The organism is Paraburkholderia sp. GAS82 (genome assembly GCF_050436285.1).
Classification (GTDB): Bacteria; Pseudomonadota; Gammaproteobacteria; order Burkholderiales; family Burkholderiaceae; genus Paraburkholderia; species Paraburkholderia phenazinium_B.
In genome coordinates this window covers 252,246-279,045 of record NZ_JBNDLX010000011.1, presented here as the reverse complement: position 1 = coordinate 279,045, position 26,800 = coordinate 252,246, and the positions used below count along the sequence as shown (strand labels likewise).

The following is a 26,800-nucleotide window of genomic DNA, read 5'->3' as shown; positions in this document are numbered from 1 at the left end:
TCGCTTCGTCGCAAAACACTCGCTGGAGGATCTGTGACGTTGGCATGACGACCGCCTGTGAACCAGCATATACGAGCCAATATTGCCGTCAAATCATTTTTATAAAAGATTTATCAGGGCTTACCCGAGGCAATAGGCCAAAACCCGCGGGTTGGGTATGCGTATTGCAATAGCCGGTATTTCGAATGCATCAAAGGGTTTTCCCCAGCAGCGGCAGCCTTAAAGTGATTAGAATATTCAACACTCGCGCAGACCCGACGCGATCCTGCTGATTCCTTACACGGGTTCATCCACTCTGAGAGTGCAGCGATGTCCATCGAAGTTGCGTCCCGCCTGCAGTACATCCGTAAGAAGAATGGCCTGTCTCAGCGCGAGCTGGCCAAACGGGCGGGCGTCACTAACGGAACTATTTCGTTGATCGAACAAAATCGCGTGAGTCCCTCAGTCGGGTCGCTCAAGAAGCTGCTCGAGTGCATACCGATGAGCCTCGCCGAATTCTTCACGTTCGAAGTGGAAGCTGACCGCTCCGTGGTGTCGCGCCGCGCCGACATGCCGAATCTCGGCAACGAGTCGATCGAGTTCTATCTCGCCGGTGCGGGTGTGAAAGACCGCAACATGGGCATCTTGCGCGAAGTCTATCAACCGCTTTCGGACACCGGACCGGAGATGCTCGTGCACACCGGACACGAGGGCGGGGTGATCGTCAGCGGTCAGATCGAGTTGACCGTGGACGGCGCTACGTGGCTGCTCGACCCCGGTGACAGCTACTACTTCGAAAGCCGCTTGCCGCACCGTTTTCGCAATCCCAGCGCGGAACACGTCTGCGAAATCGTCTCGGCGAATTCGCCACCGAGCTTCTAGACTTTCCGCGTCAACGTCGTTGCGACGCTCGTGATGGCTGCGAGGGCGGCTCTCACGCTGGACGTCGAACGCATAACATTGAGGCATCCTGATGGAAAAGACTCTGGCTTACTGGCAGGACAAGGCCGCAACGCTTTCGATCGAAGGCCGCGCGTTTATCGACGGCGAATATCGCCATGCCGCGAACGGGCGCACCTTCGATTGCCTGAGCCCGATCGACGGCAAGCTGCTCGTCAAGGTGGCCGATAGCGCGGCGGACGATGTCGACGCGGCGGTTGCGGCGGCGCGCCGCGCCTTCGATTCGCATGTATGGTCCGGGCTGAATCCGCGCCAGCGCAAAGCTGTCCTGCTGCGTTGGGCCGGCTTGATGCGCGAGCACCTCGACGAGCTGTCGCTGCTCGAAACGCTCGACGCCGGCAAGCCGATCGGCGATACGACTTCGGTGGACGTGCCGGGCGCCGCGTACTGCGTCGAATGGTTTGCCGAGGCGATCGACAAGATCGGTGGCGAAGTGGCCCCGGCCGATCATCATCTGGTGGGGCTGGTCACGCGTGAGCCGATCGGCGTCGTGGCAGCGGTAGTGCCGTGGAATTTCCCGATCCTGATGGCGTCGTGGAAGTTCGGCCCGGCGCTGGCGGCCGGCAATAGCGTGGTGCTGAAGCCCTCCGAGAAGTCGCCGCTGACGGCCATCCGTATCGCGCAACTTGCCCACGAAGCGGGTATTCCGGCGGGCGTGTTCAATGTCGTGCCGGGCGCCGGTGAACCGGGCAAGCTGCTCGCGCTGCATCCAGACGTAGATTGTCTCGCCTTCACCGGCTCGACCAACGTGGGCAAACTCATCGCGCAGTACGCCGGGCAGTCGAATCTGAAGCGCGTATGGCTCGAACTCGGCGGCAAGTCGCCCAACATCGTGATGCCGGACTGTGCGGACCTCGACCGCGCCGCCAACGCCGCCGCGGGCGCGATCTTTTACAACATGGGCGAGATGTGCACGGCTGGTTCGCGCCTGCTCGTGCATCGCGACATCAAGGACGTGTTCCTCGACAAGCTGATCGCCGCTGCACGCGGTTATACACCGGGCAATCCGCTGGACCCGAAGACCTCGATGGGCGCAATTGTCGACCAGGTGCAACTGGACCGCGTGCTGGGCTATATCGAGGCGGGCCGCGCGGAATCGAAGCTGCTGCTCGGGGGCGGCCGCGTGAAGCAGGAGAGCGGTGGCTACTATATCGAGCCGACCATTTTCGACACCCAGGCCGATGCTAAAATTGCACGTGAAGAAATCTTTGGACCGGTGCTGTCGGTCATCACGTTCGATACGGCGGAAGAGGCCATCAGGATTGCGAACAATAGTGAATACGGCCTGGCTGCCGCAGTCTGGACTTCGAATCTGACCACCGCTCACGAAATGGCGCGTAGCCTGCGGGCCGGCACTGTATGGGTCAACTGCTACGACGAAGGGGGAGACATGAATTTCCCGTTCGGCGGCTACAAGCAATCGGGCAACGGCCGCGACAAGTCGTTGCACGCACTGGAGAAGTACACCGAGCTGAAGTCTACGCTGGTGCGGCTGCGCTAAAGGATTCGCAAGCCAGCGCGGCGGTGCGCGATTACGGCACCGTCGCGTTCCCAATGAATCCGAAGCCGGGCGATACGCGTACAACCTCGGGAAACCTCGCGCGTGTTGCCGGCATGTTTTATCAGGTCATCCCATGACTGAACTTCTCTATGGCGACGGTGCAATCCGCCGTCCGTCCCTGTACGGTTCCTCGATCGAAAACACCTATGCGGGCGTGCTGTCGTTCATGCGACGCAAGTACACGCGCGAGCTCGACGGTGTCGACGTGGCTATTTCGGGTGTTCCACTCGATCTGGCGACCACCTTTCGCTCCGGTGCGCGCCTCGGTCCCGCTGCGGTGCGTGCGGCAAGCGTGCAGTTGTCCGAGTTGTACCCTTACCCGTGGGGCTTCAATCCGTTCGACGATCTCGCCGTGACCGACTACGGCGACTGCTGGTTCGACGCGCACAATCCGCTGACTATCAAGCCGGCAATCGTCGAGCATGCGCGCACGATCCTGCGCTCGGATGCGAAGATGCTGACGCTGGGTGGCGATCACTACATCACCTATCCGCTGCTGATCGCGCATGCCGAGAAGTATGGCAAGCCGCTGTCGCTGATCCACTTCGACGCACACTGCGATACCTGGGCCGACGATAGCCCAGACAGCCTGAATCACGGCTCAATGTTCTACAAGGCGGTCAAGGACGGCCTGATCGACCCGCAGACCTCGGTGCAGGTCGGCATCCGCACGTGGAACGACGACTTCATGGGCATCAATATCCTCGATGCCGCGTGGGTGCACGAGCACGGTACGCGAGCCGCGGTGGAGCGGATCATGTCGATTGTCGGCGAGCGTCCCGCTTATCTGACCTTCGATATCGACTGCCTCGACCCGGCCTTTGCACCGGGTACGGGCACGCCGGTCGCAGGCGGCCTGTCGTCGGCGCAAGGGCTGGCGATCGTGCGCGGCCTGACCGGTGTGAATCTGATTGGCGCCGATGTCGTGGAAGTGGCGCCGGCCTACGATCAGAGCGAGATCACCGCGATTGCCGCGGCGCATATTGCGTGCGATGTGTTGTGCCTGTGGCGGCAGCGCAAGGTAGCCGGTACACGTTGATGCTTCAGCGGCACTGACGTTGGCGTTAGCTCGTGGAGGACGCTCCGCGCGGCTGACGCCGGCCCTCGAGCAGACCCAGCGTGTAGACGGCGAGTGCGCCGCTTGCCAGCGCCAACTGCCATATCAGCATGTCGTTGCCGAGCGCTTTCATTGCAAAACCGGCGAGCAAAGGGCCGACAATCGAACTGGCGCAGAAAGTCAGCGAAATCAGCCGCATATTGCGGATGAGTGCGGCTTTCGCGCTGGAGGCCGCGGCGTAGACGCCGAGCGTGAGGAATGCGCTATTCAGACCGCCTAGCAGCAGCGCGCTCGCGCTGAGCAGCCATGAAGCGGGCACTGCGAGTCCGAACGAGACAATCGATAGCGCACTGATTGCGGCGCAAAACATGACCGCTGTCGGCAGGCCAGTGCGATCCGCTAGCCAGCCGACTGGAAACTGCAGGACCATGCCGCCAACGCCGAAACAGGTCAGCAGTGTGGCGGTCTGTGTGACGCTTAGGCCGCGGCCATTGGCGAAGAGGGGAAAGAGGCCGAATAGCGCGCCATCGCCCAGGCCGCCTACCACCACGACTACCATGCCCAGGGCGATCAGCGAGTCGATACCGTTTGCCTGTCTGCTGGCGGCGTACTGAGCCGACCGGGCGGCCTGGAGGGTATCAGCGGCTTCGTCAGATTCGGTATCCTCAGGAACTTCATCAGGAACTTCCTGAACCCCGGACGCACGAGCGAGTTGGCTGCTTTGTGTGTTTGCGTCATCGGCGGCATCGGAACCTGCCAGCCAGAGCGGGACGGCCGCGGCGAACGTACATGCCGCGCCGGCTATAAAAATGATCGGCCCGTCGACCCCGCACCACGCAGCAAGCGCTGGACCAATCACCCCCGCGACGGCGATCAACGCTTCGTGCATGCCGACCACGCGCCCGCTGGCATCCGCAGGGACCAGCCGGTAAAGCCAGGTCTCGTTCGCGATCCAGCGCAGCCCCATGCCGAGCCCGATCAGAAATCCGGGGACGATCCATAGAGGCCAGGTTAGTGCGCGGATGCTCGCGAAGGCGATGACCGTTGCCGCCAGCGCGAGCAACACGGTGCGCCTGGCGCCGAGCCGCTCCACCAGCCGTGGCGCCGAAAGCAACCCGGTAAACATGCCCGCCCACTGAACTGCGGAAAAGAGCCCGGCTCGCGGTGCGTCGAGCCCTTGATGAGCCAGCCAGACAGGCAAGACCATGAAGCCGATGCCGAACTGGCCGATCTGCGTGAACGCCGACACGGCGGTCAGCGCTCCAATCGCACGCCAGCGTGCAGAGACCGCGGAATTCATGCGCCGCTCCGCTGTGGCATGGGCAAGCCCTGGTCACGGCATTCGACCGGGCAGCCTGCCTTCAGGCAAGGGCCCTCGTCGCATAGACGACACAGCTGCATGGCATGCGCTGGATCACGCGTTTCATGCCAGAGAATCTTGATCAGCAGGTCTTCGAACACGATGCGTTCGTCCGCGTCGAGACGGCTGACCACGCGCTGCAACATCCGTTCGCGCGCGGCCTGCATGCGCTTTGCTTCACGCTTGCCGGCGGCGGTGAGGGCGAGCGCTACAGCGCGCTTGTCGGGGCCGGGCTTTTTCTCGATCAGGCCCGCTTCGACGAGCCCCGCCACCGCACGGACTGCCGCCGGATGCGAAAGGTCCACCGCATCGCGCAGTACTTCGATGGACGAATCGGGGTACTGGCCAACGGCATTGAGCATGGCGCGCGCCGTGGGGCCGGCGAGGGCGGCCACGGTGTTTTGCGCGTTCATCTCGTCTGTCACCAGCAGGGCGAGTACGCCGAGGAGGTTTTCGGTGCGCTGCGTCATGGCGATGCCTCAACGTGTGCAGTGTGCATATATGCATGATGCACACGTTGAGGCGAGAGCGCAAGCTGCTTCTGAACGCCCGCGAGCAGCCGGAGAGGGCTAGGCCGCGCGCCGGCTGGTCTGCTCGATCACGTCCGCTACACCTGCAGCCGTGGCCGCCGAAAGCGTCCAGCCGAGATGTCCGTGGCCGGTGTTATAGAACACGCCCGGCAAACGGCCTTTACGCACCTTCGGCAACATGCTCGGCAGCATGGGGCGCAAACCGGCCCACGGTATGACGCGCGACGTATTCACCTGCGGAAAATAACGGCGCGTCCAGTCGACCAGCGGCGCAATCCGTTCGGCCCGGATATCGCGATTGAAGCCGTTGATTTCAGCGGTCCCCGCCACGCGGAAGCGATCGGCGCCGAGGCGGCTGGTGACGATCTTCGCGCTGTCGTCGAGCAGGCTGACCCACGGAGCGCCTTGCTGGCTCGCTTCATCGTCGAGACAGACGGTGATCGAATAGCCTTTGACGGGGTAGACGTTGACGTGGTCGCCCAGCATCGAGGCGAATTCGCGGCTCCTGACACCGGCGCACACCACGACCCGCGCAAACGACTGCTGAAACGGCTGCCCCGTTTTCGTGGCCGCAATGCTGAACGCGCCCGTCTGATCACGCGTGATCGAAGCAATCTCCGTGTCGTAATGGAATTCGACACCTTGGCGTTCGCATGCCTGAGCGAGACCGCGCGTGAACTTGTGAATATCGCCGGTCGAATCGGACGGTGTAAAGAAACCGCCGTGGAAGGTGCCGTCGAGCGCGGGCTCGATCCGGTGGATTTCGTCAGCGCTTACGGGCTCGCGCTCGAGACCGCCTTCCTTGAGCAATGCATTCACCTTCGCGGCTGCATCGAACTCCTTGCGGGTTTTGTACACATGCAGGATGCCGCGCCGTTCGAGGTCGAAATCGATCCCCTCGCGTTCCGCCATCGAAAACAGATACTGCCGCGCGGCAATCGCGAGCCGCACGGTTTCAATCGTGTTCGCGCGGTAGTGCGGAATCTGCCGCAGAAATTCACCCATCCACGAGTACTTGTGCCAGTTCGGCAGGGGATTGAGCAGGAGCGGTGCGTCGCGGGTCAGCATCCAGCGCAGGCCCTTGAGGACGGTAGCGGTGCTGTTCCACACTTCCGCGTTGCTGGCCGAGAGCTGGCCGCCGTTGGCGAAAGAGGTTTCCATCGCAGCATAGCGATGGCGTTCGAACACGGTGACGTTGAAGCCGCGTTGCGAAAGGGCGTAAGCGGTCGTGACGCCGGTAATGCCGGCGCCGATGATGGCGATACGTGACATGTCATGGTCCAGAGTGAGTGAGCACGGCCGTTTCCGGCTTCCATGCCCCATCTGTCCATGTACCTGAGAGTTTCTTTCCGTGCGCACCCCGTTGCCGGGCGGACGGAAATCCCCTTCGGTGGGCGCTGAAAGCGCCGCTCTCCAGATGTTCCCGCTGGGCGGTCCTTGTGCCTGAGAGTTTCCGGGGCGGTTGCTCCGTCGGCGCCGCCACCGCCTTTCGGCGTGACAGTCTCTCCCGCGACAGCGTGTAGAACGGCGTAAAGGTAGCCTTTCCCAAAAAATAGGGCAAGCGATTTTTGTAATGCGACCTGGTTCGAACATCAGGATGACACGCGACCCGGCAACCATGCACTGGATTCGCCTGACATTTGCGAAATATGCATCAATCGTATAGCCTTTGCCCAGGCTCACCCGCCTCCAGCAACCACCTACAGCCGCCACCGTGAAGGACATCCTCTCCCTCAAGCTTTACACCCGTGTCGCACGTCTTGGCAGCTTCTCCGCTGCGGCGCGCGAATGCGGGCTGTCGCAATCGCAGGTATCGCGCATCATCGCCGATCTGGAAACCGACCTCGGCGCGCGGCTGCTCACGCGGACCACGCGTGCCGTCGTGCTGACCGAGGCCGGCGCCGAATTCCTCGCGCGCCTCGATTCAATCCTGATCGCGCTCGAAGACGCCGAACACAGCGTGCGCGATGGCGGCGAACTGCGCGGCATGCTGCGCATGAGCATGCCGGCCAGTGTGGCGATTCGCGAGGTCATCCCGCGTCTAACACCGTTTCTCGAACTTCATCCGGAGCTACGTCTGCAGGTTTTGCTGGGCGACCGTCCGCAGGATCTCGTCAAGGATGCGGTGGATGTCGCTATCCGGCTCGGGCGGCTGGTCGATTCGAGCGCAACCGCCACGCTGATTACGCAGATCCAGCGCGTGATCATCGCCTCGCGCGACTATGTGGACCGTTATGGCACGCCGGAGAGGCCGGAGGATCTCACGCGGCATCGCATCGTCGGCGGGCCGGCGTCGGTGGTCCCGTCGGGCTGGAAATTCGAGCGTGCGGGCGAAGAGGTGGTGGTCGATCTCGAAGCGCATTTTTCGACCAACGAAAACGAGGGCGCCGTCGCTGCCGCGGTAGGGGGCATCGGCATTACCTCCACGACCGAATGGGCGTGCCGGCGCGAGCTGGCCGACGGTTCGCTCGTCAGGCTGCTCGCTGACTGGACGACCGACGACGTCCCAGTGCATGCGTACTTTCCAATGGGCCGGGCGACCCGCGCGGCAGGGCGCGCAGTCGTCGAACACCTCATGGCCGATCTGCGCCGTGAAGCGCGGCCATCTATGCGCCGCATACATAAGAGATAGCGAAAAAGAGCGGCTACCGCTGCCGCTCAGCCGCCGTTATCTTTACTTCACCACGCAACCGTTCCGGCTCTGCGTTCCGTCGACGTCCGGGACGTCTGGCGGCGCTTCGACTCATCTACCTTCATCTATCGAGACTGACATGAGCACAACCACGCCTGAGCAGAACAAGGCCCTCGTCCTCGAGGCTTTCGATACGCTTTTCAACAAGCGCGACTACGCGGCCGCCGAACGCTTCTGGTCGGACCGCTATATCCAGCACAGCGCACACATTGCACCGGGGCGCGACGGGCTGTTCGGTCTGATCCGCACGCTGCCTGACACACTACGTTACGAGAACCAGCTGATCGTGGCCGAAGGCGACTACGTGATCGCGCATGGCCGTTTCTCCGGCAGCGGCAGGCCAGCCGCGTGGATTGCAGCGGACGTGGTCCGCTTCGAAGACGGCAAGCTCGCCGAGCACTGGGACGTATTGCAGGACGAGGCAACCAGGGAGCAATCCGCGAGCGGTCTGCCGATGTTCGGCGACCGTTTCCCGGAGTGAAGTCCTAGTCCAGAAACATTGGACTTCGAAACCACGATACCTTGAACATTATTTAGGACACCATCATGAAACTGACAGGAAACACGATTTTTATCACAGGCGGCACCTCGGGTATCGGGCGCGCATTGGCCGAGGCGCTGCATCAGCGCGGCAACAAGGTGATCATTAGCGGACGCCGTCGCGGCCTTCTCGACGAGGTGGTCGCAGCCAACCCCGGCATGGCCGCCATCGAGCTGGACATGACTGACGCGGCAAGCATCGAGCGGGCCGCGGCGCAACTGATCCGCGACTATCCCGACTTCAATGTGCTGATCAATAACGCCGGCATCATGCAACCGGATAGCGCTGCGGGCCGGATCGACGATGTGCTGCTGGTTTCTACCGTCGAGACCAATCTGATCGGGCCGATCCGCATGACCTCGGCGCTGCTCGGGCATCTCAAGACGAAGAACAATGCGGTGGTCGCTTATACGACCTCAGTGCTGGCGTTCGTGCCGCTGGCCGTGAGCGCAGTGTATTCGTCGACCAAGGCCGCGTTGCATTCATACATCATGTCGCAGCGCTTCATGTTGCGCGATACCACGGTGCGAGTCCTCGAAATCGCGCCGCCGTGGGTGCGCACCGATCTGATGAACAGCCGCGAAGCTGAACAGGCGATGCCGCTGGATGCGTTTATCAACGAGACTATCGCAGTGCTCGGTACGGACACCGATGAGGTGCTGGTGGATGCGGCCGTGCTGTTCCGCGGCAATCCCGGGCCGGGTGAACATGAACTCGTGAACGGGTTCAATGCCCAGATGGTCGAGGTGTTTGGCGGGTGAGCGGTCGTCTGTGGAAGATCGTTGAAGAGAGGGACCGCGTGAGCAAGCCGGGAGGCTGCGCACGCGGTAAGTCATAACCGTCATGAAGTCGCGAAGTTCGCCGGCTCAGGCGTGCACTTCGATCGAATCTACACGGTCCGGATAGAAGGCGAGGTGATCCTTGATTGCCGCGACTGCCGTGTACGGATGTTCATAGGTCCAGACCGAATTGACCGAACGCTCTCCGCCGGACGGGATCGAGAAATACGAGCAATCGCCCTTGTACGGACAATAGGTCGTATGTTCGGTGCGCTCCAGCAGCGTCATGTCCGTGTCCTTTCTGGGGATGTACAGGACAGCAGGGTAGGCCGCTTCGCGCAACGTCAATGCTTCGCGGGTGTCGGCGATCACCTTGCCGCCGAGCTTGACGACGATGCGCGCCGGATTCGGCTCGACGGTGATCGGATGATCGGCGCCTGGAATCTTGACGGTCTTGCCTGTCTGGTTCGGGTTGCTTGACATTGAAACACTCCTTGGGTTGATTCGCCGCGCAGCGTGGGCCGCGCTCGGCGAGACGGGTGTTGCGGGCCACTGCCCCTATGATCGGCCCTTTGACGATTTTGCGCAGGAACGATGACACGACCGGTGGCCAGGTCTTCCACGAGTGTCTCGATGCCTGTCACACGCGGTTCGATCACATGAAGACAGGCTAGACCATACGCGTTCGGACGTTCGGCGAAATAGCACAGGCGGCCGCCGGATTACTGTTCAATCAGAGCTTCGAGCCGCCATCCACGTGCAGCGTGTCGCCAGTGACCCAGCGGGCTGCATCGGAAGCGAGGAACGCGACCGCACCGGCAATGTCGTCGGGCTGCGCGATGCGCTTCAATGCCTGCATGCCTAGCGTGATGTCGCGACCGGCATCCGTCTTCGTGAAGTTCGACATGTCGGTGGCGACTACGCCAGGCGCAACCGCATTCACGCGAATGCCACGTTCGCCGAGTGCGGAGGCGAAATGCTTGACGAGCGTATCGACCGCGCCTTTGGTCGAGGCATAGGCCGACAGCACGCCCACCGCGGAATGGGCGGCTAGCGACGACAGCAGCACGACGCTACTGCCCTGGCCAAGCACCGGCAGCAACTGTTGCACGAGGAAGTAGGGCGCCCGCACATTCACCGCGAACAGATCGTCGAAATCTTCAATGGTGGTGTCCTCGATGCTCGCGGCCTTGGAGATGCCGGCATTGGCCACCAGAACGTCCAGCCGTTCGCCGACCATTTCACGCACCGCTGCTGCCAGCTTGTGCGGACCGTCTGCCGCGCGCAGATTGGCGCCGATCTTCTGTGCCTTGCCGCCCGCTGCGCGGATCTCGGCAACGACAGCGTCGGCTTCCTTCTCGCCACTGCTGTAGTGAATCAGGACCTCTGCGCCCTGTCTGGCGAGTGCGAGGGCGCTGGCGCGGCCGATGCCACGCGAAGCGCCGGTGACGAGGGCGGTTTTTCCAGTCAGGCTAGTCATGGTCAATCTCCAGTGAGGTTAAAAGCTGCTGTGCCTGTGAAGTTCGGATGCGTGTTCGTCATCCGGTAGTTCAGAGCTGTGACGCGAAGGGGTGGACGTTCGCGTCGCTGCCATGAGAGCTAATTTAGGGGTGCACAGCACAAAGGAAAAAGACTTTGTGGGCTGGTGGCCATGCCTCGTGGGCATGTGCTGCAAACGCAATGCCGCATGATGGGCGTTGAGTGGCCCATTGAGGCTTGCTATAGGAGGGTGTCGGGGAAATGAAAGTATGTTGGGGCGTGCATGACCGGAAGATCAAAAAAAACCTCCCGGGCAGCCACAGCCTGGTGATCTGGCCGCGCTGTTGTACCGGCGCGCGGCCGGAAAACCACCCTGCAGATTCGATGCGCGTTACAGCGACGCTTCGAGTTCCTCGATCGCTTCGGCGAGCACCATTTGCGCGGCATTGGCCGGCCGTGCCGCAGTGCGGCCTGCAGGCCCATAAACCGCGTCGCCGCGTACGATGCTGGATCCCGTGATGGCGCAAATGCCCTGCGAGCGCGCGATCCTGCGAATCCACAACTGTTCGCAGTAGTTAGCGGCGGTGGAGTCGCGCCACGTAATCGAAACCGATTTAGCGGTGAAACGCTCGACAAACGTCACCACGGCGCTTTTGTTGTCGGCGGCCCTTCCGCGCGAACGATCCGCCGCTGCACCCCGGCGCGCCGGGTTGGCGCAATCGCGACCCGAGCGCGTCGCGGAGAGGCGAGGCGTACCTTGCATGCGGCCCGTACCCGCCGCTTCTTCCACATCGCTATCAGGCATCTCGTCCTGCGTGGACAAGGCGCTTTCTTTCAATCCGGCAATCACCACTGCCCATGGATCTGCGAGGCGGGGACGCGCAAGCGCCTCGCCAGCGGTCGAAAAGGCACGCTCAACCACACTGTTACGCTGCGCTGCATCTGCCTTCAGGTGCCGACTGCGCCCCGTGGGTGCGTTCATCGTGGCTGCCAGGTCTGGCTCGGGTCCTGTAACGTTCACGTCGAATCCTTTATCTGATTCCGCTCCCCGGGACCGCTTCTGCCCGCCACGACGGGTCGGGACGGCTGAGCGCGGCAACCCGCGACGCGTCGCAAAGACGCGAACGCCCGTCGTGACGGCATGCGGCACAACGGGGCTGAAGGCGGAAAGCTGGTGTCATTGGCGACACCCTCGAACGCATCTTATCGGCCGGCTCACGCGAGATAAATGCGCGTTCGCTGAAAACAATGTTTGGGTTCGGCCAACAATGAAGGGGCGCTGCGAGGCGCCCCTTGTGCTCAGACAGTGACGACGATCTTGCCGAACTGGCCGTTTTTCTCCAGATAGCGGTGCACCTCAACCATTTCGTCGAACTTGAAGGTGCGGTCGATCACCGGCTTGAGCGCGCCGCTTTCCAGCCCCTTCAGGACATATTCGACCGCGGCCTTGCGCCGCGCCTCATCACCGCTCGTCAGCCAGATGTTGTGAGCTTTGACGGTGATGACCCTGGCGATCATGTCGAGGATCGGCAGCGGCGTGACATCGGTGCTGAGCGCGCCATAGATGTACAGGATGCCGTTGAAGGACAACGCCTCGACCAGTTTGGTCAAGGTCGGGCCGCCGACCGGGTCGAAGGCGACACGTGCGCCATTGCCGCCCGTGATGCGCTTGACCTCTTGCACCAGGTCGGCTTCTTCCGTGGCAATCACGTGTGCTGCGCCGGCGTCGAGCAACTGCTGACGCTTTTCCGAGGTGCGTGTGAGCGCGATCGAGGTTGCGCCCGCGTAATTGGCGATCTGGATCGCCGCAAGGCCCACGCTGCTCGAGGCCGCCGGAATGATGACGAAGTCGCCCTTCGTGACCTTGGCGTCTTCGATCAGCGCGCCGTACGCGGTGACGAACATCATCCACACCGAGGCGCCCTCAGCGTAGGACAGCGACTTGGGATGCTTCACGACCGCATGTTCCGGCACGATGACGATTTCGCCGTACGTGCCGTAGCTGTTCATCGAAAACGACGGCATGACATTGACTTCGTCGCCGGCCGCGATGCCGTTCACCTCCGGTCCCACCGCATCGACGACGCCGGCGGCCTCGTACCCCAGAACGGCCGGAAACTTGACGGGCTCGATATAGTCATCGAGACGCCACATCGATTCGGCGCGGTTGATGCCGATTGCCTTCACTTTAATGCGAACTTCATGCGGGCCGGGGGCGCGCACCTGATGCTCGACGAATTCGAGCACTTCGGGAGCGCCGGCTTTGGCAAACTGAACTATGCGTGACATAGAAACCTCGTGATGTGAGTGGATGCTGGTGGTGTCGTGCGTTGAGCGTTACGGCGAGTGCTCAGGAGCACACCGTCTCGGCTTCTTCGTAAGCCGGGAAGTCCGAGTAGTGCTTTTCGTCGCCGCCCCAGAACGCGGAGCGCACGTATGGCGTGAGCGGCAGGTTGTGCTGCAGGCGATAGGGCAGATCCGGGTTCGACGAGAAGTGACGACTGAAAGCCACCAGGTCGGCATCGCCGGATGCGACGATCGCTTCGGCGCTGGCGCCATCGAAGCCGCCTGCGGCGATGATCGGACCTGAGAAGTGCGCGCGCAGATACTTCACCGCCACCGGTGCGTGACCTTCATGCAACGTGTCGTCTCCTTTGATGCGCGGTTCGATCACGTGAAGATAGGCCAAACCGTAACCGTCGAGTACTTTAGCCACGTAGCTAAAGGTGGCTTCCGGGTTGCTATCGGAGATACCGCCCCATTCGCCGGACGGCGAGATCCGTACACCTGAGCGCCCGGAGCCGAACACCGAAAGCGCCGACTTTCCCGGGAGTGAACAGGTGAGCCATGATCTTTCCTTTGCTGGGTAGATATATATTGCAAGCATGGATTGAAATCGGCTCCGGGTCGCCATCCTGAGTGGACCGCCGTCCCGTCGCCGCCTGATCGGTAATGTAGTGAGGTCTTGTCGAAAGCTAAAAGACTTTGTAAGCTGGCAGGCATGCCTATCAGGCATGGATCGAATTTGAGGGTCTATGGAACTACGCCATTTGCGGTATTTCATTGCGGTTGCCGAGACTGGCAGCCTGACGGTCGCGGCCGAGCGTCGGCTGTTCACTTCGCAGCCGTCGTTGAGCCGGCAGATCCGCGATCTGGAGGAGGAGGTCGGTGCCGACCTGTTTAGCCGCAGCGCGCGCGGGGTCGAACTGACGGCCGCAGGCAAGGCGTTTCTCGATCACGCGCGGCTCGCGCTCTCGCAGGTGGATGCAGCGGGCGAAGCGGCGCGGCGCGCGGCGCAGCCGAGCAAGCCGGTCTTTGCGCTCGGCTTTCTGACTGGGCAGGAAATGACGTGGTTGCCGCGCGCGATGCAGGTGCTGCGCGAGGAATTGCCGAAGGTCGACGTGACGGTGTCGAGCCACTACTCGCCGGATCTGGCGGACGCCCTCGCGCGCGGCAAGCTCGACCTCGCGTTTCTACGCGCGGAACCGGGCTTCGATCTCGACTATCGCGTCGTGAGCCAGGAGAAACTGGTCGTGCTGATGCCGAGCGATCACCGCCTCACTGAGCGGGCCACCATCCGCCCCGGGGATTTCGCGGGTGAGCCTTTCATCATGGCGACCAACAAGGCCAAGGTGCTGCATCAGGTGATCTTGAAGTATCTGAAGGACAAGGCGATTGAGGTCGCGCCCGAACATGGTGTCGACAACCTCGCGATGGCGATGTCGTTAGTAGCCTCTACGCGCGGTCTGGCGCTGATGCCCGAGTACGCGAACAATCTGCTGCCATGGTCGGTAGTGAGCCGTCCGCTCGAAGGCGAGGCGCCGACGATCGATCTGGTGATTGGCTACAGCAAATCGAATACGTCTGCGGTGTTGAAGCTGTTTCTTTCGAGGGCGGATGAGTTATTGATGTAGTCGCTCGATGATCCCTCGCGCTGCGGCGGGATTGCGTTCCTTGAAGCCGCTGATCACGTAGAGGTATACGTCGCGTCCCTTTTTCGTGCCGGTGTCTGCTGCGACCGGTTCGAGGTCGTCCGGTACTGTGCCCGCGGCGAGCTGGCTGGCCCGTTCCGCCCATGTGTCGAGCGCCTTCTTCGAGTAGCCCTGGGCCTGCTTTTCGGAAGTCCCCATGATCCGGGCGTACACGAAGGGCGCGGTGAGGTCGGCGATCTGCGGATACTCGCCGTCCGCCGCGAGCACGATAGCGACGCCGTATTTGCGCGCCAGCGCGACAAAGGCCTCGCTACGGAAGCTCTCGTGCCGGACTTCGACCGCATGCCTCAACGTGAGCCCGTCCAGATTTTTGGGCAACAGCGTCAGAAATGCTTCGAAATCCTCTGCATCGAATTGCTTGGTTGTGGCGAATTGCCAGTTGATCGGCCCGAGCTTGTTTTTCAGGTGGGTGAGGCCGCTGGCGAAGAAGCGCTCCATGCTGTCACCGGCTTCTGCCAGCACGCGCCGGTTGGTTGCGTAGCGCGGCGCCTTGAGCGAGAACACGAAATCGTCGGGTGTCTCGTCGTGCCACTTCATGTAGCTCTCGGGTTTTTGCAAACCGTAGAAGGTGCCGTTGATTTCGATGGTGGTCAACTGGCGGCTCGCGTATTCCAGTTCGCGCTTTTGCGTCAGGTCCTCTGGATAGAACACGCCTCTCCATGGGGCGTACGTCCAGCCGCCAATGCCGACCCTGATCTGCGGTTTCGTGCGCGTTGCCATATGCGGTTGTCCTCGTTGTTTGGGGTGCCGCGTGGTGCGACGACTTTTCCAAGGGGCTCAGTAAGTTCGATGCCTTCCCTTATCCTGGCAAATCCGATTGCATGTGTCCATGAGTTGCGAGCGCGACCATGTCAAGAGTGGCGACTTTCACGCTAACGTATTGGAATTCAGGTTACATGGAACCTGAAACGCGAGGTGGCACGCTTGTCCATTGAACTCCGCCTGATCACCGCCACGCTTCTTACAAGGAAAGTTACATGCTGAAGATCCATCACCTGGGCCACTCGCAATCCGAACGGGTCGTGTGGCTCTGCGAAGAGCTCGGCGTTCCCTACGAGCTCGAAAAATACACGCGCGACTCCGTCACGCGCCTGTCGCCGCCGGAGCTGAAGGCGCTGCATCCGCTTGGCGCGGCGCCGCTTGTGGAAGTCGACGGCATGTTGCTGGCCGAGTCCGCTGCTATCGTCGAGTTCATCCTCGCCCGCTATGGTCATGGACGTTTGCAGCACGCACCGGACCATGCGGATTTTGCTTCGTATCTCTACTGGTTTCACTTCGCCAACGGCAATCTGCAGCCGGTCATGCTTCGAACCATGACTGTGGGACGTTGCGGACTGGCGCCGGACCATCCGGTTCAAACGTCGTCGCTCGATCGCCTTGAAAAAGTGCTGGCACTGGTCGAGACGCGCCTCGCGCATAACGACTATCTCGCGGGCAGCGAATTCACCGCAGCCGACATCATGAGCGTTTTCTCGCTGACCACGATGCGCCTGTTCCATCCTCTCGATCTCACGCCTTATCCCAACATACTCGCGTACCTGCAGCGCATCGGTGCAAGACCTGCTTATCAGCGGGCGATGGCCAAAGGCGATCCGGACTTGACGCCGATGTTGACCTGAAGTCACGGCCTTATCTCAAAACGGCATAGTTGTTATCTGTCATATAGCGTTGCGCGATACGGTCCGCGGTCGGCACACTTGATCCACAAATCAATTACCGCCAATCGCAACTGCGTTGCATGGGGTGAGCGTCGGCGCTAAAGCGCCAACCCTCACCGACCGCGACAGGAGACATCTATGCGTACCCAAGTCGGCATCATCGGCGCCGGGCCGGCAGGCCTGCTTCTTTCCCATCTGCTTCATCTGCGTGGCATCGAGTCCGTCGTGCTCGAATCGCGCACGCGCGCGCAGATCGAATCCACCATCCGCGCCGGCGTGCTCGAACAGGGCACCATGGACCTGCTCTGCGAGGCCGGTGTCGGCGCGCGCATGAAGGCCGAGGGCGCGCTGCATCATGGCTTTGAACTCGCTTACGAGGGCAAGCGCCGCCGGATCGACCTGACCGGACTAACGGGCCACTCGATCACCGTCTATGCCCAGCACGAGGTCATCAAGGACCTCGTGGCGGCGCGGCTGGAGGCGGGTGGCACCTTGCTGTTCAGCGTGTCGGATACTTCGATTCACGGTATCGATACGGATACGCCTTCGATCCGCTTTCGCCATCAAGGCGAGGCGTGCGAGCTTCAGTGCGACTTCGTGATTGGCTGCGACGGGTCGCAAGGAGTGTCACGAGCGTCGATTCCTGCAGTCTTGCGCAAGGACTATGAGCGCGTCTATCCGTTCGGATGGTTTGGCATCCTGTGCGAAGGGCCGGCGTCTTCCGACGAACTGATCTACGCGCGCCACGAACGGGGTTTCGCGCTGGTCAGTACCCGTTCGGCGAACGTGCAACGGATGTATTTCCAGTGCGACCCGAAGGACTCCGTCGACAACTGGTCCGACGATCGCATCTGGGCCGAAATGCACGCGCGGGTCGATTCTTCCGACGGTCAGAAAGTGGTGGACGGCAAGATCTTCCAGAAGAACATTGTTGCCATGCGCAGCTTTGTCTCGACCACCATGCAGCACGGCAGGCTCTTTCTGGCTGGTGATGCGGCCCATATCGTGCCGCCGACGGGCGCCAAGGGCATGAACCTGGCGATCGCCGATGTGCGTGTGTTGACCGCTGCCTTGCTGGCCTTTTACGCGGAAAACCGCCGGGATCTGCTGGATAACTACAGCGCTACCGCGCTCAAACGCGTCTGGCGGGCGGAGCACTTCTCGTACTGGATGACGCGCATGATGCACCGGCTCGACGATGCCTCACCGTTCGAGCAGCAACTTCAGGTGGCGGAGCTCGAGCATGTCACTACCTCGCGGGCAGCGGCTACCGCGATGGCGGAGAACTACGTGGGCGTGGCGCCGGTGTGAACCTCGCGCATTCCTAGGCGCTGGTGACCTTATGTGCTGCCTTCGCCGCTTCTGCCGCTTGTGCCTTTTCCAGCCGCCGGCTCGCTTCACCCACCTCATGCCGGAACTGCACCAGGGCGGCGAGCGCCGCATCGGGCGGCTGCAATGCCGCCCACAGCACCTCGATCAGACTGTCGGCAGTGGCTTCGATATCCGTGCGGCGATTGGCAAGCGTCGCATCCCACAGCACGTGTTCCATGGGTCCAAACACCATCGAACGCAGCAGCCGTAACGGCACATCCGCACGAATCTGACCGGTTTCCTGGCCATGGGCGAGCACGCGCATCAGCGGTGCCGTGTAGCGCCGCTGCAGATCGGTCAACGCTTCGCTCAACTCGTGATGCCGCGCGCGTCCCTCGGAAAGCACCAGCGCGCACAGATCCGTGCCGTTCACCAGCATCAAACGAAGATGCATGCGGACGATGAACGCGAATTGCTGCCTCACGCTGCCGTCGCGCGGCAGACCCGTTTCAATTGCACCGATGATTTCGTCGTACCAGTCGCCGATCACCCGTGCGCACAACTCGCGCTTGCCGCGGAAATAACTGAACACGGTCGCCTCGGAGATGCCGAGCCGTTGCGCAATCTCTGCCGTGGTCGCACGTTCGTAACCCTTTTCGGAGAACACGTCGCGGCCCGCCTGAAGGATTTCCTTCACGCGTTGCTGCGATTTACGCCCTGCCGGCTCGCGGCGCGACGCAAGCGCCTCTGTCCTGGGTGTGGCCCTCGCCATGGCGGTCGGTGCAGGCTTCGATGCGGCCATCATATGAGTCCAGTTCAGTTTTGAGCCTTGGAGGCTACCGGTGTGGGCGAGTTTAGCATGCTGAAACGGCGCTTTGGAGTACATTTCCCGTATCTGAGTATCACTCAAAAATACCTATTGACGTATACGTAAATCTAGCGTGAAATTCGCTAATCCCACGTATTCCTGGAGACACTGCAATGAGTAACCTGCCCGGTTTGCAATTCCCGCTCGGTGAAGAGATCGAAATGCTGCGTGACAGCCTCGCGGGTTTTGCGGCGAAAGAAATCGCGCCGCGCGCCGCTGAAATCGACCGCACCGACCAGTTTCCGATGGACCTGTGGAAGAAATTCGGCGACCTGGGCGTGCTGGGCATGACGGTGTCGGAGGAGTACGGCGGCGCCAATATGGGCTATACGGCCCACATGATCGCCATGGAGGAAATCTCGCGGGCGTCGGCCTCGGTGGGTCTGTCGTACGGCGCGCATTCGAACCTCTGCGTGAACCAGATTCATCGCAACGGCACCGAGGCGCAAAAGCGCAAGTACTTGCCGAAGCTCGTGTCCGGCGAGCACGTCGGCGCACTCGCCATGAGCGAGCCGAACGCCGGCTCGGACGTGGTCAGCATGAAGCTGCGCGCGGACAAGAAGGGCGGCCACTATGTGCTGAACGGCACCAAGATGTGGATCACTAACGGTCCGGATTGCGACACGCTGGTGGTCTATGCGAAAACCGATCTCGAAGCCGGCCCGCGCGGCATCACGGCGTTTATCGTCGAGAAGGGCATGAAGGGCTTCTCGGTGGCGCAGAAGCTCGACAAGCTCGGCATGCGCGGCTCGCACACGGGCGAGCTGGTGTTCGAGAACGTCGAGGTGCCGGAAGAAAACATCCTCGGCCAGTTGAACGGCGGCGTGAAGGTGTTGATGAGCGGGCTCGATTACGAGCGCGCCGTGCTGGCAGGCGGCCCGACCGGCATCATGGTCGCGGTGATGGACGCGGTGGTTCCGTATATTCATGACCGCAAGCAGTTCGGCCAGTCGATCGGCGAATTCCAGCTGATTCAGGGCAAGGTGGCCGATCTGTACACCACGCTGCAGGCTTGCCGTGCGTATCTGTACGCGGTGGGTCGTCAACTCGACACAATGGGTTCCGAACACGTGCGCCAGATGCGCAAGGACTGCGCCGGCGTGATTCTCTACACCGCTGAAAAGGCCACGTGGATGGCCGGCGAAGCGATCCAGATCCTCGGCGGCAACGGCTACATCAACGAGTACCCGGTGGGCCGTCTGTGGCGCGATGCGAAGCTCTATGAGATCGGCGCGGGCACCAGCGAGATCCGCCGTATGCTGATCGGCCGCGAACTGTTTGCTGAAACGGCCTGACCGGTGGCACCCGGTTGCCACTCAGTTGCCACTCAGTTGCCACTCAACCCGCCTGGTCGAACCGGGCGGCGCATAGAACAGCGGCGCTCAGGAGAGCCAAGCAATGCCGATCATCGAAACAAAGCTGAATCCCCGCTCGGACGATTTCCGCAACAACGCGGCTGCGCTCGAGGTGCTGGTTGCCGACCTGCGCGCCAAAGTCGAGAAACTTGCGCTTGGCGGCGGGCAGGCCGCGCGCGACAAGCACGTGGGACGCGGAAAACTTCTACCGCGCGACCGGATCGCGCAACTGCTCGACCCGGGCACGCCGTTTCTGGAACTGTCGCAACTGGCGGCGTTCGGCATGTATAACGACGATGCGCCGGGTGCCGGCGTGATCACCGGTATTGGCCGCATCGCGGGGCAGGAATGCGTGATTGTCTGCAACGACGCCACCGTCAAAGGCGGTACGTACTATCCGGTCACCGTGAAGAAACATGTGCGGGCGCAGGAGATTGCCGCTGAAAACCATCTGCCGTGCGTGTATCTGGTGGATTCGGGCGGCGCCAATCTGCCGAATCAGGATGACGTGTTCCCCGATCGCGATCACTTCGGGCGCATCTTTTACAACCAGGCGAACCTGTCCGCAGCCGGCATTCCGCAGATCGCGGTGGTGATGGGGTCGTGCACGGCGGGTGGCGCTTACGTGCCGGCGATGAGTGACGAGTCGATCATTGTCAAGAACCAGGGAACGATTTTTCTCGGCGGGCCGCCGCTCGTGAAAGCCGCGACCGGCGAAGTAGTGAGCGCGGAAGACCTCGGTGGCGGCGACGTGCATACGCGCCTGTCGGGCGTGGTCGATCATCTGGCGCAAAACGACGCGCATGCGCTAGGGATTGCTCGCAGCATCGTCGGTAATCTGAACCGTACCAAGCAGGTTCCGTTGGCGCTGCAGGAGCCGAAACCGCCGCGTTACGACGCGCAGAGCATCTACGGCGTGATCCCTGTCGATACGCGCAAGCCGTTCGATATCCGCGAGGTAATCGCGCGTATCGTCGACGACTCCGCTTTCGACGAATTCAAGGCCCGCTACGGCACGACGCTTGTCACTGGCTTCGCGCATATCTGGGGCCATCCGGTCGGCATTATCGCTAACAACGGCATTCTGTTTTCGGAGTCGGCTCTCAAGGGTGCACACTTCATCGAGCTGTGCTGCCAGCGCAAGATCCCGCTTGTGTTTCTGCAGAACATCACCGGCTTCATGGTGGGTCGCAAGTACGAAAACGAAGGTATCGCACGCAACGGCGCGAAGATGGTGACGGCCGTCGCGACGGCCAAGGTGCCGAAATTTACCGTGATCATCGGCGGCTCGTTCGGTGCAGGCAATTACGGCATGTGCGGCCGCGCGTATTCTCCGCGTTTCCTGTGGATGTGGCCGAACGCGCGCATCTCGGTGATGGGCGGAGAACAGGCGGCCTCCGTGCTGGCCACCGTTAAACGCGATGGGATCGAAGGCAAGGGCGGCTCCTGGAGTGCGGAGGAGGAAGAGGCGTTCAAGCAGCCGATCCGCGAGCAATACGAGCATCAAGGGCACCCGTACTATGCAAGTGCACGCCTGTGGGACGACGGTGTGATCGACCCGGCGCAGACCCGCGATGTGCTCGGCCTCGGACTGTCCGCGACAATGAATGCACCGATCGAAGACACGCGTTTCGGCGTGTTCAGGATGTAACGCGGCAGCTCGACGGAAGGAGCGAATCGATATGCAACACGAAACATTGATCCTGACGACAGCCGGTCAGGTTGCGACAGTCACGCTGAACCGACCCGATGTACGCAACGCATTCAACGAAACGATGATTGCCGAAGTGACCGCGGCGTTCCAGGCGCTCGACGGGCGCGACGACGTGCGAGCGGTCGTGCTGGCGGCAAACGGCAAGGCGTTTTGCGCGGGCGCGGATCTGAACTGGATGAAAAAGATGGCCGGTTACTCCGACGAGGAGAACCGTGCCGACGCGATGCGCCTCGCCGCCATGCTGTCGGCGATTTACCGCTGCAACAAGCCGGTGATCGCTCGCGTCAGTGGTGACGCCTACGCGGGCGGCATGGGCCTGATCTGCGCGTGCGACATCGTAGTGGCGCTGGATACCGCGCGCTTCTGCCTCTCCGAAGCGCGCCTCGGTCTGATTCCCGCCACCATCGCGCCGTATGTGATCCGCGCGCTTGGCGAACAGGCCTCGCGTCGCTACTTCACCACCGCGGAATTGTTCGACTGCGCAACGGCGCTGCGCCTGGGCCTCGTCAGCGAATCGGTCAGCGAAGAGCAACTCGACGCCACCGTGCAGCAACTGGCCGACACGCTGTGCGCCAACGGCCCGCACGCCGTGCGAGCCTGCAAGCAACTCGTGCAGGACATCGCGGGGCGCGAACTGGATGAAGCACTGATCGCGGACACGGCCTCGCGTATCGCGCGCGTGCGCGCCAGTGCGGAAGGTCGCGAAGGAGTGGCGTCGTTCCTCGAAAAGCGCACGCCGTCGTGGCGCACATGAGGCCTTGGGCAAGATGCCGCCGGACGCCACGATTACCCGCAGAACAACGGTCCTGAACGGGACACTTCATCGAGACACCTCATGTTCAACAAGATTCTGATCGCTAACCGCGGCGAGATTGCCTGTCGGGTCGCCGCAACCTGCAAGCGTCTCGGCATCGCGAGCGTAGCGGTGTATTCCGATGCGGACGCCAACGCGAAGCATGTCGCGGCGTGCGATGAGGCGGTACACATCGGCGGCGCGACTGCGGCGGAGAGCTATCTGCGCTACGAACGCATCATCGCGGCGGCGCTCGCAACCGGCGCACAGGCGGTGCATCCGGGCTACGGTTTCCTGTCGGAAAACGAAGACTTCGCCCAGGCGTGCGCAGCCGCAGGCATTGCGTTCATCGGACCGCCGGTCGAAGCGATTGCGGCAATGGGCTCGAAAGCGGCTGCCAAAGCGTTGATGCATGCTGCTGCCGTGCCGCTGGTGCCGGGCTACCATGGCGACGATCAGGATGCCAAACTGCTGCAACGTGAAGCAGATGCGATCGGCTATCCGGTGCTGCTCAAAGCGAGCGCAGGTGGTGGCGGCAAAGGCATGCGCGTGGTCGAGCGCAGCGAAGACTTCGCGGCGGCGCTTGCATCGTGCAAGCGCGAAGCCGCAAGCAGCTTTGGCAATGATCGTGTGCTGATCGAAAAGTATCTGACGCGGCCGCGCCATGTCGAAGTGCAGGTGTTCGCCGATCAGCAGGGCGGCACCGTATATCTGTTCGACCGCGATTGTTCGGTGCAGCGTCGCCATCAGAAGGTGTTGGAAGAAGCCCCAGCGCCGGGCCTTGCCGCCGAGTTGCGGCGTGCGATGGGCGAAGCGGCGGTCGCGGCGGCGCGTGCGGTGAACTATGTCGGCGCGGGCACGGTTGAATTCATCATGACCGGTGCGAGCGACTTCTACTTCATGGAGATGAATACGCGCCTGCAGGTCGAGCACCCGGTCACCGAAATGGTAACGGGCCTCGATCTGGTGGAATGGCAATTGCGCGTAGCGTCCGGCGAGCCGTTGCCGCTGACACAAACGCAACTGAAACTCGATGGTCATGCCATCGAAGCGCGTATCTACGCCGAGCATCCGGCACGCGGCTTCCTGCCGTCGACGGGCACGCTCAAGCATCTGCGCATGCCTGAGGGCGTGGAGTTTGCGATCGTTTCGCCAGGGGTAGCCGGTTCGCGCGCTGCGGTGCGGATCGATAGCGGCGTGCGCGAAGGCGACACGATTACGCCGTACTACGATCCGATGATTGCGAAGCTGATCGTCCATGGTGCGACGCGTGCCGAGGCGCTGGCGCGGATGAGCCGGGCGTTGCGCGCTTGCGAGGTGGTGGGTCCGCATACCAATGTCGAGTTTTTGCAGCGTATCGTCACGAGCGAGCCGTTTTCCAGTGGCGATCTCGATACCGGCCTGATCGAGCGGCATCACGCTGCGTTGTTTGCGCCGGTGCAAAAGCCATTTCGCGAAGCCGTGGCGCTGGCCTGTGCGGCCTTGCTAACGCGTGAAGGCGGTACGGCCCATGGCGCATCGCCGTGGGATGCGCTGTCGCATTGGCGGTTAAATAGCGGTTATACGCAGACCCTCGCATGGCGCGACGTCGAAAACGAAAGCGCCTTTGCGGTGACGTTTGCTCGCGATGGCGGCGTGCAGACACTGGAACATGATGGTCAGCGCGACGGCTTTACATGGTGGAGCGGGACAGGTGCACATGAGTTCGGCGCGATGATCGGCGACTCGCACGTCACCGGGCGCGTCTTCGTGGATGGCGACGTGTTCCATGTGTTCTGTCTGGGCGAGGCGTTGGCTTTCGAATGGCAAAACCTGCTCGCACACGCGGCCGATGCCGAACACGGCGAAGGGCGCCTCACCGCGCCGATGCCCGGCAAGGTGATCGCGGTTCTTGTCGAACCGGGTGCGGTTGTCGAGAAAGGTACACCGCTGATCGTCATGGAAGCCATGAAGATGGAGCACACCATCGGAGCGCCGGCGGCCGGCACGGTATCGGAGGTGCTGTACGCGGTGGGCGATCAGGTAGCGGACGGTGCGCAGTTGCTGGTGCTGGATGTCGGCTGATTGCGCGTAGTCCAGACCGCTCAGGCAAGGTGCGGATACCCCAGCGCCCGCGCCTCGCTTTCCATCTGGTTGATGCGCGCATAGTCGCCTAGCGATAGGCGTGAAAATCCCTTGAGACGCAGTCGCTTCGCACGCATGGGTTGTGAAGCGAGGGCGTCGTCCAGCGCCGCGCGCATCGATTCGACGGTGCTCTGCGGCACATCGTTCGCGGCAATCAGCGGTAAGCCCGGCGATGCCGCTGTCCAGCCTGGCACTCGCACCTGCTGCGTGAGTTCGGGCAACTCGTCGCACATGAACGCAAACGTGACACAGTCGATTGCGGCAACATCCGCGCGGTTCTCCACCACCGCTCGCAGCGAGCCGAGGTGCGAACCGGTGCGGATGACTTCGCTAAAGAATCGCCCATCCTTTGCAAGCGGCGCCACCGCATGTCGGAATACATTCATGCCACTATTCGAATCGTCCTGGTTATAGGCAGCGCGTGTGCCGCGGCATGCGTCCAGAGAGTCGAACGGTGCGTTCGCTCGGGTGATCAACGCGCTCGAGTAGTTCGCGCCCGCACAGCCTGGCGCGTCGAATTGCGGCGTCGCAATCAATTGAACGTGACGCTGCAAACCGCTGACAAGCGGATAGCCGCAGGTCTGCGATATCAGGAGGTCGGGGCGGCGCCACAGCGCATGCAGGTCTTCGCCCGGATCGATCAGGGCGGCATGCGGGTCCACTGCCTTTAAAACGTCAGCAAGGAATGCGCGCCACTCGGCGGCGAGCGCGGGCGTGACGTTGTACATCGGAAGGGCGGCGACGCGGTTCATGAGGGTTCTCTTTTCTTGCGCAATTCGCGTAGTTCCGGTTCGTGTCTTTCGGCCCATTGCCACACTTCGCAGAATGCTGCGCACAGGCTCGTTCCCAGTTCAGTCAACGAGTATTCGACGCGTGGGGGAACCTCCGGATGCACGGTACGCAACACGAGTCCGTCGGCCTCCATTTGTCGCAACGTCTTCGTCAACATTCTTTGGCTGATCGAGCCGACCAGTTCGCCGACGCGCGTAAAGCGCACTACGCCATTCTGATTGAGCACCTCAAGGACGCACATCGTCCATTTGTCCGCGACGCGGCCGAGCACGTCGAGCACAAGTGCATCGAGTTCCGCTGAGGACGAGTGCCCGGTCGTCGATTTGAATACGACCCGTCGATTTTCTTTTTTGCCGTTCGCCATTGAGAATCCGCATTACGCACATTGATGTTCGTACCACACAAACCGGTGCCTACTTCCCGAATGAGAGTGCTTGCCATACGCTAGCACAACCTCATACAGGAGAACAGCCATGCAAATTAGCGGAAACACGATTCTGATCACCGGCGGCGGTTCGGGCATTGGGCGCGCGCTCGCGGAAGCATTTCATCGCCGTGGCAACAAGGTCATCGTCGCGGGGCGCCGCCAGTCCGCACTCGATGCTGTGCGCGAGGCCAATCCAGGCATCGAGACAGCCACGCTGGACCTCACGGATCCGCAAGACATTGCCCGCTTCGCGGCGCAGATCGTTCGCGACTATCCCACGCTGAACGCGCTCCTCAACAATGCTGGCATCATGCAGCCTGAAGACTGGCGTGCGGCCGATGTGAATACGAGTATCGCCGAGGCGACGATCGCCACGAACCTGCTCGCCCCTATTCGTCTCACTGCTGCATTGTTGCCACTGCTGCGTAAGCAGGCGAAGTCGACGGTGCTGACCGTGTCGTCGGGACTGGCATTCCTGCCGCTCGCCATCACGCCGACGTACAGCGCCACCAAGGCAGCAATCCACTCGTTTAGCGAGTCGCTGCGCTATCAGTTTAAGGGCACGAATGTGGATGTTGTGGAAATCGCGCCGCCTTACGTGCAGACCGAACTGATGGGCGAGCAACAGGCCAGCGACCCCAACGCGATGCCGCTTACGGAGTATATTGACGAAGTCATGTCGATTCTGGAGTCGCAGCCTGACGCGCACGAAGTGCTGGTCAAGCGTGTGCTCCCGCTGCGCTTTGCGGCCGAGCAGGGAAGTGAAGGTTATGCAAAACAGTTTGCCGGCTTGAACGATCACTTCGCTGGCAGCTAGATGTGTTGTAT

The 26,800-nt window shown here is 61.9% G+C and carries 25 protein-coding genes, 1 pseudogene and 1 riboswitch; of the genes and pseudogenes, 14 read left to right on the top strand and 12 right to left on the bottom strand.

Annotated elements, in window-relative coordinates; genetic code table 11:
* The first annotated feature begins 309 nt into the window (after positions 1 to 309).
* The 3 genes from P3T17_RS30645 to speB all read left to right on the top strand — a co-directional run bounded on the left by P3T17_RS30645 (position 310) and on the right by speB (position 3,539).
* On the top strand, positions 310 to 861 hold the full coding sequence (locus P3T17_RS30645) for a cupin domain-containing protein (RefSeq protein ID WP_074268837.1): 552 nt from the start codon (positions 310 to 312) through the stop codon (positions 859 to 861).
* A gap of 91 nt (positions 862 to 952) precedes the next feature.
* On the top strand, positions 953 to 2,440 hold the full coding sequence (locus tag P3T17_RS30640; protein WP_429410325.1) for an aldehyde dehydrogenase: 1,488 nt from the start codon (positions 953 to 955) through the stop codon (positions 2,438 to 2,440).
* Between the two features lie 133 nt (positions 2,441 to 2,573).
* The gene (gene speB, locus P3T17_RS30635) at positions 2,574 to 3,539 is read left to right on the top strand and encodes an agmatinase (protein ID WP_429410323.1); all 966 of its coding nucleotides are present in this window, start codon (positions 2,574 to 2,576) and stop codon (positions 3,537 to 3,539) included.
* Positions 3,540 to 3,564: 25 nt separating this feature from the next.
* On the opposite strand, the gene P3T17_RS30630 is transcribed toward speB, so the two are convergent.
* The 3 genes from P3T17_RS30630 to P3T17_RS30620 form a co-directional block, all read right to left on the bottom strand.
* Positions 3,565 to 4,857, bottom strand: coding sequence for an MFS transporter (locus P3T17_RS30630; protein ID WP_429410321.1), 1,293 nt, complete (start codon positions 4,855 to 4,857; stop codon positions 3,565 to 3,567).
* On the bottom strand, positions 4,854 to 5,387 hold the full coding sequence (locus P3T17_RS30625; protein ID WP_429410319.1) for a MarR family winged helix-turn-helix transcriptional regulator: 534 nt from the start codon (positions 5,385 to 5,387) through the stop codon (positions 4,854 to 4,856). The genes P3T17_RS30630 and P3T17_RS30625 overlap by 4 nt, the downstream gene beginning before the upstream one ends.
* A 99-nt stretch (positions 5,388 to 5,486) precedes the next feature.
* Positions 5,487 to 6,719 carry a D-amino acid dehydrogenase gene (locus P3T17_RS30620; protein ID WP_429410317.1) on the bottom strand — a complete coding sequence of 411 codons (1,233 nt, stop codon included), beginning with the start codon at positions 6,717 to 6,719 and terminating at the stop codon, positions 5,487 to 5,489.
* 41 nt (positions 6,720 to 6,760) lie between these two features.
* A riboswitch (glycine riboswitch) is annotated at positions 6,761 to 6,874 on the bottom strand.
* 287 nt (positions 6,875 to 7,161) lie between these two features.
* On the opposite strand from P3T17_RS30620, the gene P3T17_RS30615 reads away from it, so the two are divergent.
* From P3T17_RS30615 to P3T17_RS30605, 3 genes are all read left to right on the top strand, one after another.
* Positions 7,162 to 8,079 (top strand): LysR substrate-binding domain-containing protein, encoded by a 918-nt coding sequence (locus P3T17_RS30615; RefSeq protein WP_429410315.1) that lies wholly within the window; start codon positions 7,162 to 7,164, stop codon positions 8,077 to 8,079.
* A 139-nt stretch (positions 8,080 to 8,218) separates the two neighbouring features.
* A complete protein-coding gene (locus P3T17_RS30610) occupies positions 8,219 to 8,620 on the top strand; it encodes a nuclear transport factor 2 family protein (RefSeq protein ID WP_074268830.1) in 402 nt (133 codons plus the stop codon).
* A gap of 65 nt (positions 8,621 to 8,685) precedes the next feature.
* Complete coding sequence (locus P3T17_RS30605) at positions 8,686 to 9,441, top strand: SDR family oxidoreductase (RefSeq protein ID WP_429410313.1); 756 nt, start codon at positions 8,686 to 8,688, stop codon at positions 9,439 to 9,441.
* A gap of 105 nt (positions 9,442 to 9,546) precedes the next feature.
* On the opposite strand, the gene P3T17_RS30600 is transcribed toward P3T17_RS30605, so the two are convergent.
* The 5 genes and pseudogenes from P3T17_RS30600 to P3T17_RS30580 form a co-directional block, all read right to left on the bottom strand.
* The gene (locus P3T17_RS30600) at positions 9,547 to 9,942 is read right to left on the bottom strand and encodes a DUF427 domain-containing protein (protein WP_429410311.1); all 396 of its coding nucleotides are present in this window, start codon (positions 9,940 to 9,942) and stop codon (positions 9,547 to 9,549) included.
* Positions 9,943 to 10,192: 250 nt separating this feature from the next.
* Complete coding sequence (locus P3T17_RS30595) at positions 10,193 to 10,939, bottom strand: SDR family NAD(P)-dependent oxidoreductase (protein WP_429410309.1); 747 nt, start codon at positions 10,937 to 10,939, stop codon at positions 10,193 to 10,195.
* Between the two features lie 390 nt (positions 10,940 to 11,329).
* Entirely contained in the window at positions 11,330 to 11,959 is a 630-nt protein-coding gene (locus P3T17_RS30590; RefSeq protein WP_429410307.1) for a DUF3331 domain-containing protein, read from the bottom strand.
* A gap of 278 nt (positions 11,960 to 12,237) precedes the next feature.
* Positions 12,238 to 13,227, bottom strand: coding sequence for a zinc-dependent alcohol dehydrogenase family protein (locus tag P3T17_RS30585; RefSeq protein WP_429410305.1), 990 nt, complete (start codon positions 13,225 to 13,227; stop codon positions 12,238 to 12,240).
* 61 nt (positions 13,228 to 13,288) lie between these two features.
* Positions 13,289 to 13,750: pseudogene (locus tag P3T17_RS30580) on the bottom strand (alkene reductase); the annotation flags it as partial.
* 223 nt (positions 13,751 to 13,973) lie between these two features.
* Here P3T17_RS30580 and P3T17_RS30575 point away from each other — a divergent pair.
* Positions 13,974 to 14,852, top strand: coding sequence for a LysR family transcriptional regulator (locus P3T17_RS30575; protein WP_074268824.1), 879 nt, complete (start codon positions 13,974 to 13,976; stop codon positions 14,850 to 14,852).
* Here the strand turns inward: P3T17_RS30575 and P3T17_RS30570 are convergent.
* Positions 14,841 to 15,650, bottom strand: a complete 810-nt coding sequence (locus P3T17_RS30570; protein ID WP_429410303.1) for a DUF72 domain-containing protein — start codon at positions 15,648 to 15,650, stop codon at positions 14,841 to 14,843. The genes P3T17_RS30575 and P3T17_RS30570 overlap by 12 nt on opposite strands.
* 257 nt (positions 15,651 to 15,907) lie before the next feature.
* On the opposite strand from P3T17_RS30570, the gene P3T17_RS30565 reads away from it, so the two are divergent.
* Together P3T17_RS30565 and P3T17_RS30560 are read left to right on the top strand one after the other, a co-directional pair.
* Positions 15,908 to 16,549 (top strand): glutathione S-transferase family protein, encoded by a 642-nt coding sequence (locus P3T17_RS30565; protein WP_429410301.1) that lies wholly within the window; start codon positions 15,908 to 15,910, stop codon positions 16,547 to 16,549.
* Positions 16,550 to 16,726: 177 nt separating this feature from the next.
* Positions 16,727 to 17,899 carry a 4-hydroxybenzoate 3-monooxygenase gene (locus P3T17_RS30560; protein ID WP_429410299.1) on the top strand — a complete coding sequence of 391 codons (1,173 nt, stop codon included), beginning with the start codon at positions 16,727 to 16,729 and terminating at the stop codon, positions 17,897 to 17,899.
* Positions 17,900 to 17,912: 13 nt separating this feature from the next.
* On the opposite strand, the gene P3T17_RS30555 is transcribed toward P3T17_RS30560, so the two are convergent.
* Positions 17,913 to 18,671, bottom strand: a complete 759-nt coding sequence (locus tag P3T17_RS30555; protein ID WP_429410385.1) for a TetR/AcrR family transcriptional regulator — start codon at positions 18,669 to 18,671, stop codon at positions 17,913 to 17,915.
* A gap of 209 nt (positions 18,672 to 18,880) precedes the next feature.
* On the opposite strand from P3T17_RS30555, the gene P3T17_RS30550 reads away from it, so the two are divergent.
* From P3T17_RS30550 to P3T17_RS30535, 4 genes are all read left to right on the top strand, one after another.
* Entirely contained in the window at positions 18,881 to 20,062 is a 1,182-nt protein-coding gene (locus tag P3T17_RS30550; RefSeq protein WP_429410297.1) for an isovaleryl-CoA dehydrogenase, read from the top strand.
* A 103-nt stretch (positions 20,063 to 20,165) separates the two neighbouring features.
* Positions 20,166 to 21,773, top strand: coding sequence for a carboxyl transferase domain-containing protein (locus P3T17_RS30545; protein ID WP_429410295.1), 1,608 nt, complete (start codon positions 20,166 to 20,168; stop codon positions 21,771 to 21,773).
* Between the two features lie 31 nt (positions 21,774 to 21,804).
* Positions 21,805 to 22,590 (top strand): enoyl-CoA hydratase/isomerase family protein, encoded by a 786-nt coding sequence (locus P3T17_RS30540; protein WP_429410293.1) that lies wholly within the window; start codon positions 21,805 to 21,807, stop codon positions 22,588 to 22,590.
* 81 nt (positions 22,591 to 22,671) lie between these two features.
* Positions 22,672 to 24,693: an acetyl/propionyl/methylcrotonyl-CoA carboxylase subunit alpha gene (locus P3T17_RS30535; RefSeq protein WP_429410291.1), complete on the top strand. Its 2,022-nt coding sequence runs from the start codon at positions 22,672 to 22,674 to the stop codon at positions 24,691 to 24,693.
* A 20-nt stretch (positions 24,694 to 24,713) separates the two neighbouring features.
* Here P3T17_RS30535 and P3T17_RS30530 read toward each other — a convergent pair whose 3' ends face one another.
* Together P3T17_RS30530 and P3T17_RS30525 are read right to left on the bottom strand one after the other, a co-directional pair.
* On the bottom strand, positions 24,714 to 25,505 hold the full coding sequence (locus tag P3T17_RS30530; RefSeq protein ID WP_429410289.1) for a phosphate/phosphite/phosphonate ABC transporter substrate-binding protein: 792 nt from the start codon (positions 25,503 to 25,505) through the stop codon (positions 24,714 to 24,716).
* Positions 25,502 to 25,909, bottom strand: coding sequence for a winged helix-turn-helix transcriptional regulator (locus P3T17_RS30525; protein ID WP_074268815.1), 408 nt, complete (start codon positions 25,907 to 25,909; stop codon positions 25,502 to 25,504). Before P3T17_RS30525 ends, P3T17_RS30530 begins: the two co-directional genes overlap by 4 nt.
* A gap of 109 nt (positions 25,910 to 26,018) precedes the next feature.
* Here P3T17_RS30525 and P3T17_RS30520 point away from each other — a divergent pair, with 109 nt between their 5' ends.
* Entirely contained in the window at positions 26,019 to 26,789 is a 771-nt protein-coding gene (locus P3T17_RS30520; protein WP_429410287.1) for an SDR family oxidoreductase, read from the top strand.
* Positions 26,790 to 26,800: the final 11 nt, after the last annotated feature.

Excerpts from the sequence above, each read along its gene's own strand:
- P3T17_RS30645 (WP_074268837.1), top strand. The coding sequence starts at position 310 with ATGTCCATCGAAGTTGCGTCCCGCCTGCAGTACATCCGTAAGAAGAAT.
- P3T17_RS30640 (WP_429410325.1), top strand. The coding sequence starts at position 953 with ATGGAAAAGACTCTGGCTTACTGGCAGGACAAGGCCGCAACGCTTTCG.
- speB (WP_429410323.1), top strand. The coding sequence starts at position 2,574 with ATGACTGAACTTCTCTATGGCGACGGTGCAATCCGCCGTCCGTCCCTG.
- P3T17_RS30630 (WP_429410321.1), bottom strand. The coding sequence starts at position 4,857 with ATGAATTCCGCGGTCTCTGCACGCTGGCGTGCGATTGGAGCGCTGACC.
- P3T17_RS30625 (WP_429410319.1), bottom strand. The coding sequence starts at position 5,387 with ATGACGCAGCGCACCGAAAACCTCCTCGGCGTACTCGCCCTGCTGGTG.
- P3T17_RS30620 (WP_429410317.1), bottom strand. The coding sequence starts at position 6,719 with ATGTCACGTATCGCCATCATCGGCGCCGGCATTACCGGCGTCACGACC.
- P3T17_RS30610 (WP_074268830.1), top strand. The coding sequence starts at position 8,219 with ATGAGCACAACCACGCCTGAGCAGAACAAGGCCCTCGTCCTCGAGGCT.
- P3T17_RS30605 (WP_429410313.1), top strand. The coding sequence starts at position 8,686 with ATGAAACTGACAGGAAACACGATTTTTATCACAGGCGGCACCTCGGGT.
- P3T17_RS30600 (WP_429410311.1), bottom strand. The coding sequence starts at position 9,942 with ATGTCAAGCAACCCGAACCAGACAGGCAAGACCGTCAAGATTCCAGGC.
- P3T17_RS30595 (WP_429410309.1), bottom strand. The coding sequence starts at position 10,939 with ATGACTAGCCTGACTGGAAAAACCGCCCTCGTCACCGGCGCTTCGCGT.
- P3T17_RS30585 (WP_429410305.1), bottom strand. The coding sequence starts at position 13,227 with ATGTCACGCATAGTTCAGTTTGCCAAAGCCGGCGCTCCCGAAGTGCTC.
- P3T17_RS30575 (WP_074268824.1), top strand. The coding sequence starts at position 13,974 with ATGGAACTACGCCATTTGCGGTATTTCATTGCGGTTGCCGAGACTGGC.
- P3T17_RS30570 (WP_429410303.1), bottom strand. The coding sequence starts at position 15,650 with ATGGCAACGCGCACGAAACCGCAGATCAGGGTCGGCATTGGCGGCTGG.
- P3T17_RS30565 (WP_429410301.1), top strand. The coding sequence starts at position 15,908 with ATGCTGAAGATCCATCACCTGGGCCACTCGCAATCCGAACGGGTCGTG.
- P3T17_RS30560 (WP_429410299.1), top strand. The coding sequence starts at position 16,727 with ATGCGTACCCAAGTCGGCATCATCGGCGCCGGGCCGGCAGGCCTGCTT.
- P3T17_RS30555 (WP_429410385.1), bottom strand. The coding sequence starts at position 18,671 with ATGGCGAGGGCCACACCCAGGACAGAGGCGCTTGCGTCGCGCCGCGAG.
- P3T17_RS30550 (WP_429410297.1), top strand. The coding sequence starts at position 18,881 with ATGAGTAACCTGCCCGGTTTGCAATTCCCGCTCGGTGAAGAGATCGAA.
- P3T17_RS30545 (WP_429410295.1), top strand. The coding sequence starts at position 20,166 with ATGCCGATCATCGAAACAAAGCTGAATCCCCGCTCGGACGATTTCCGC.
- P3T17_RS30540 (WP_429410293.1), top strand. The coding sequence starts at position 21,805 with ATGCAACACGAAACATTGATCCTGACGACAGCCGGTCAGGTTGCGACA.
- P3T17_RS30535 (WP_429410291.1), top strand. The coding sequence starts at position 22,672 with ATGTTCAACAAGATTCTGATCGCTAACCGCGGCGAGATTGCCTGTCGG.
- P3T17_RS30530 (WP_429410289.1), bottom strand. The coding sequence starts at position 25,505 with ATGAACCGCGTCGCCGCCCTTCCGATGTACAACGTCACGCCCGCGCTC.
- P3T17_RS30525 (WP_074268815.1), bottom strand. The coding sequence starts at position 25,909 with ATGGCGAACGGCAAAAAAGAAAATCGACGGGTCGTATTCAAATCGACG.
- P3T17_RS30520 (WP_429410287.1), top strand. The coding sequence starts at position 26,019 with ATGCAAATTAGCGGAAACACGATTCTGATCACCGGCGGCGGTTCGGGC.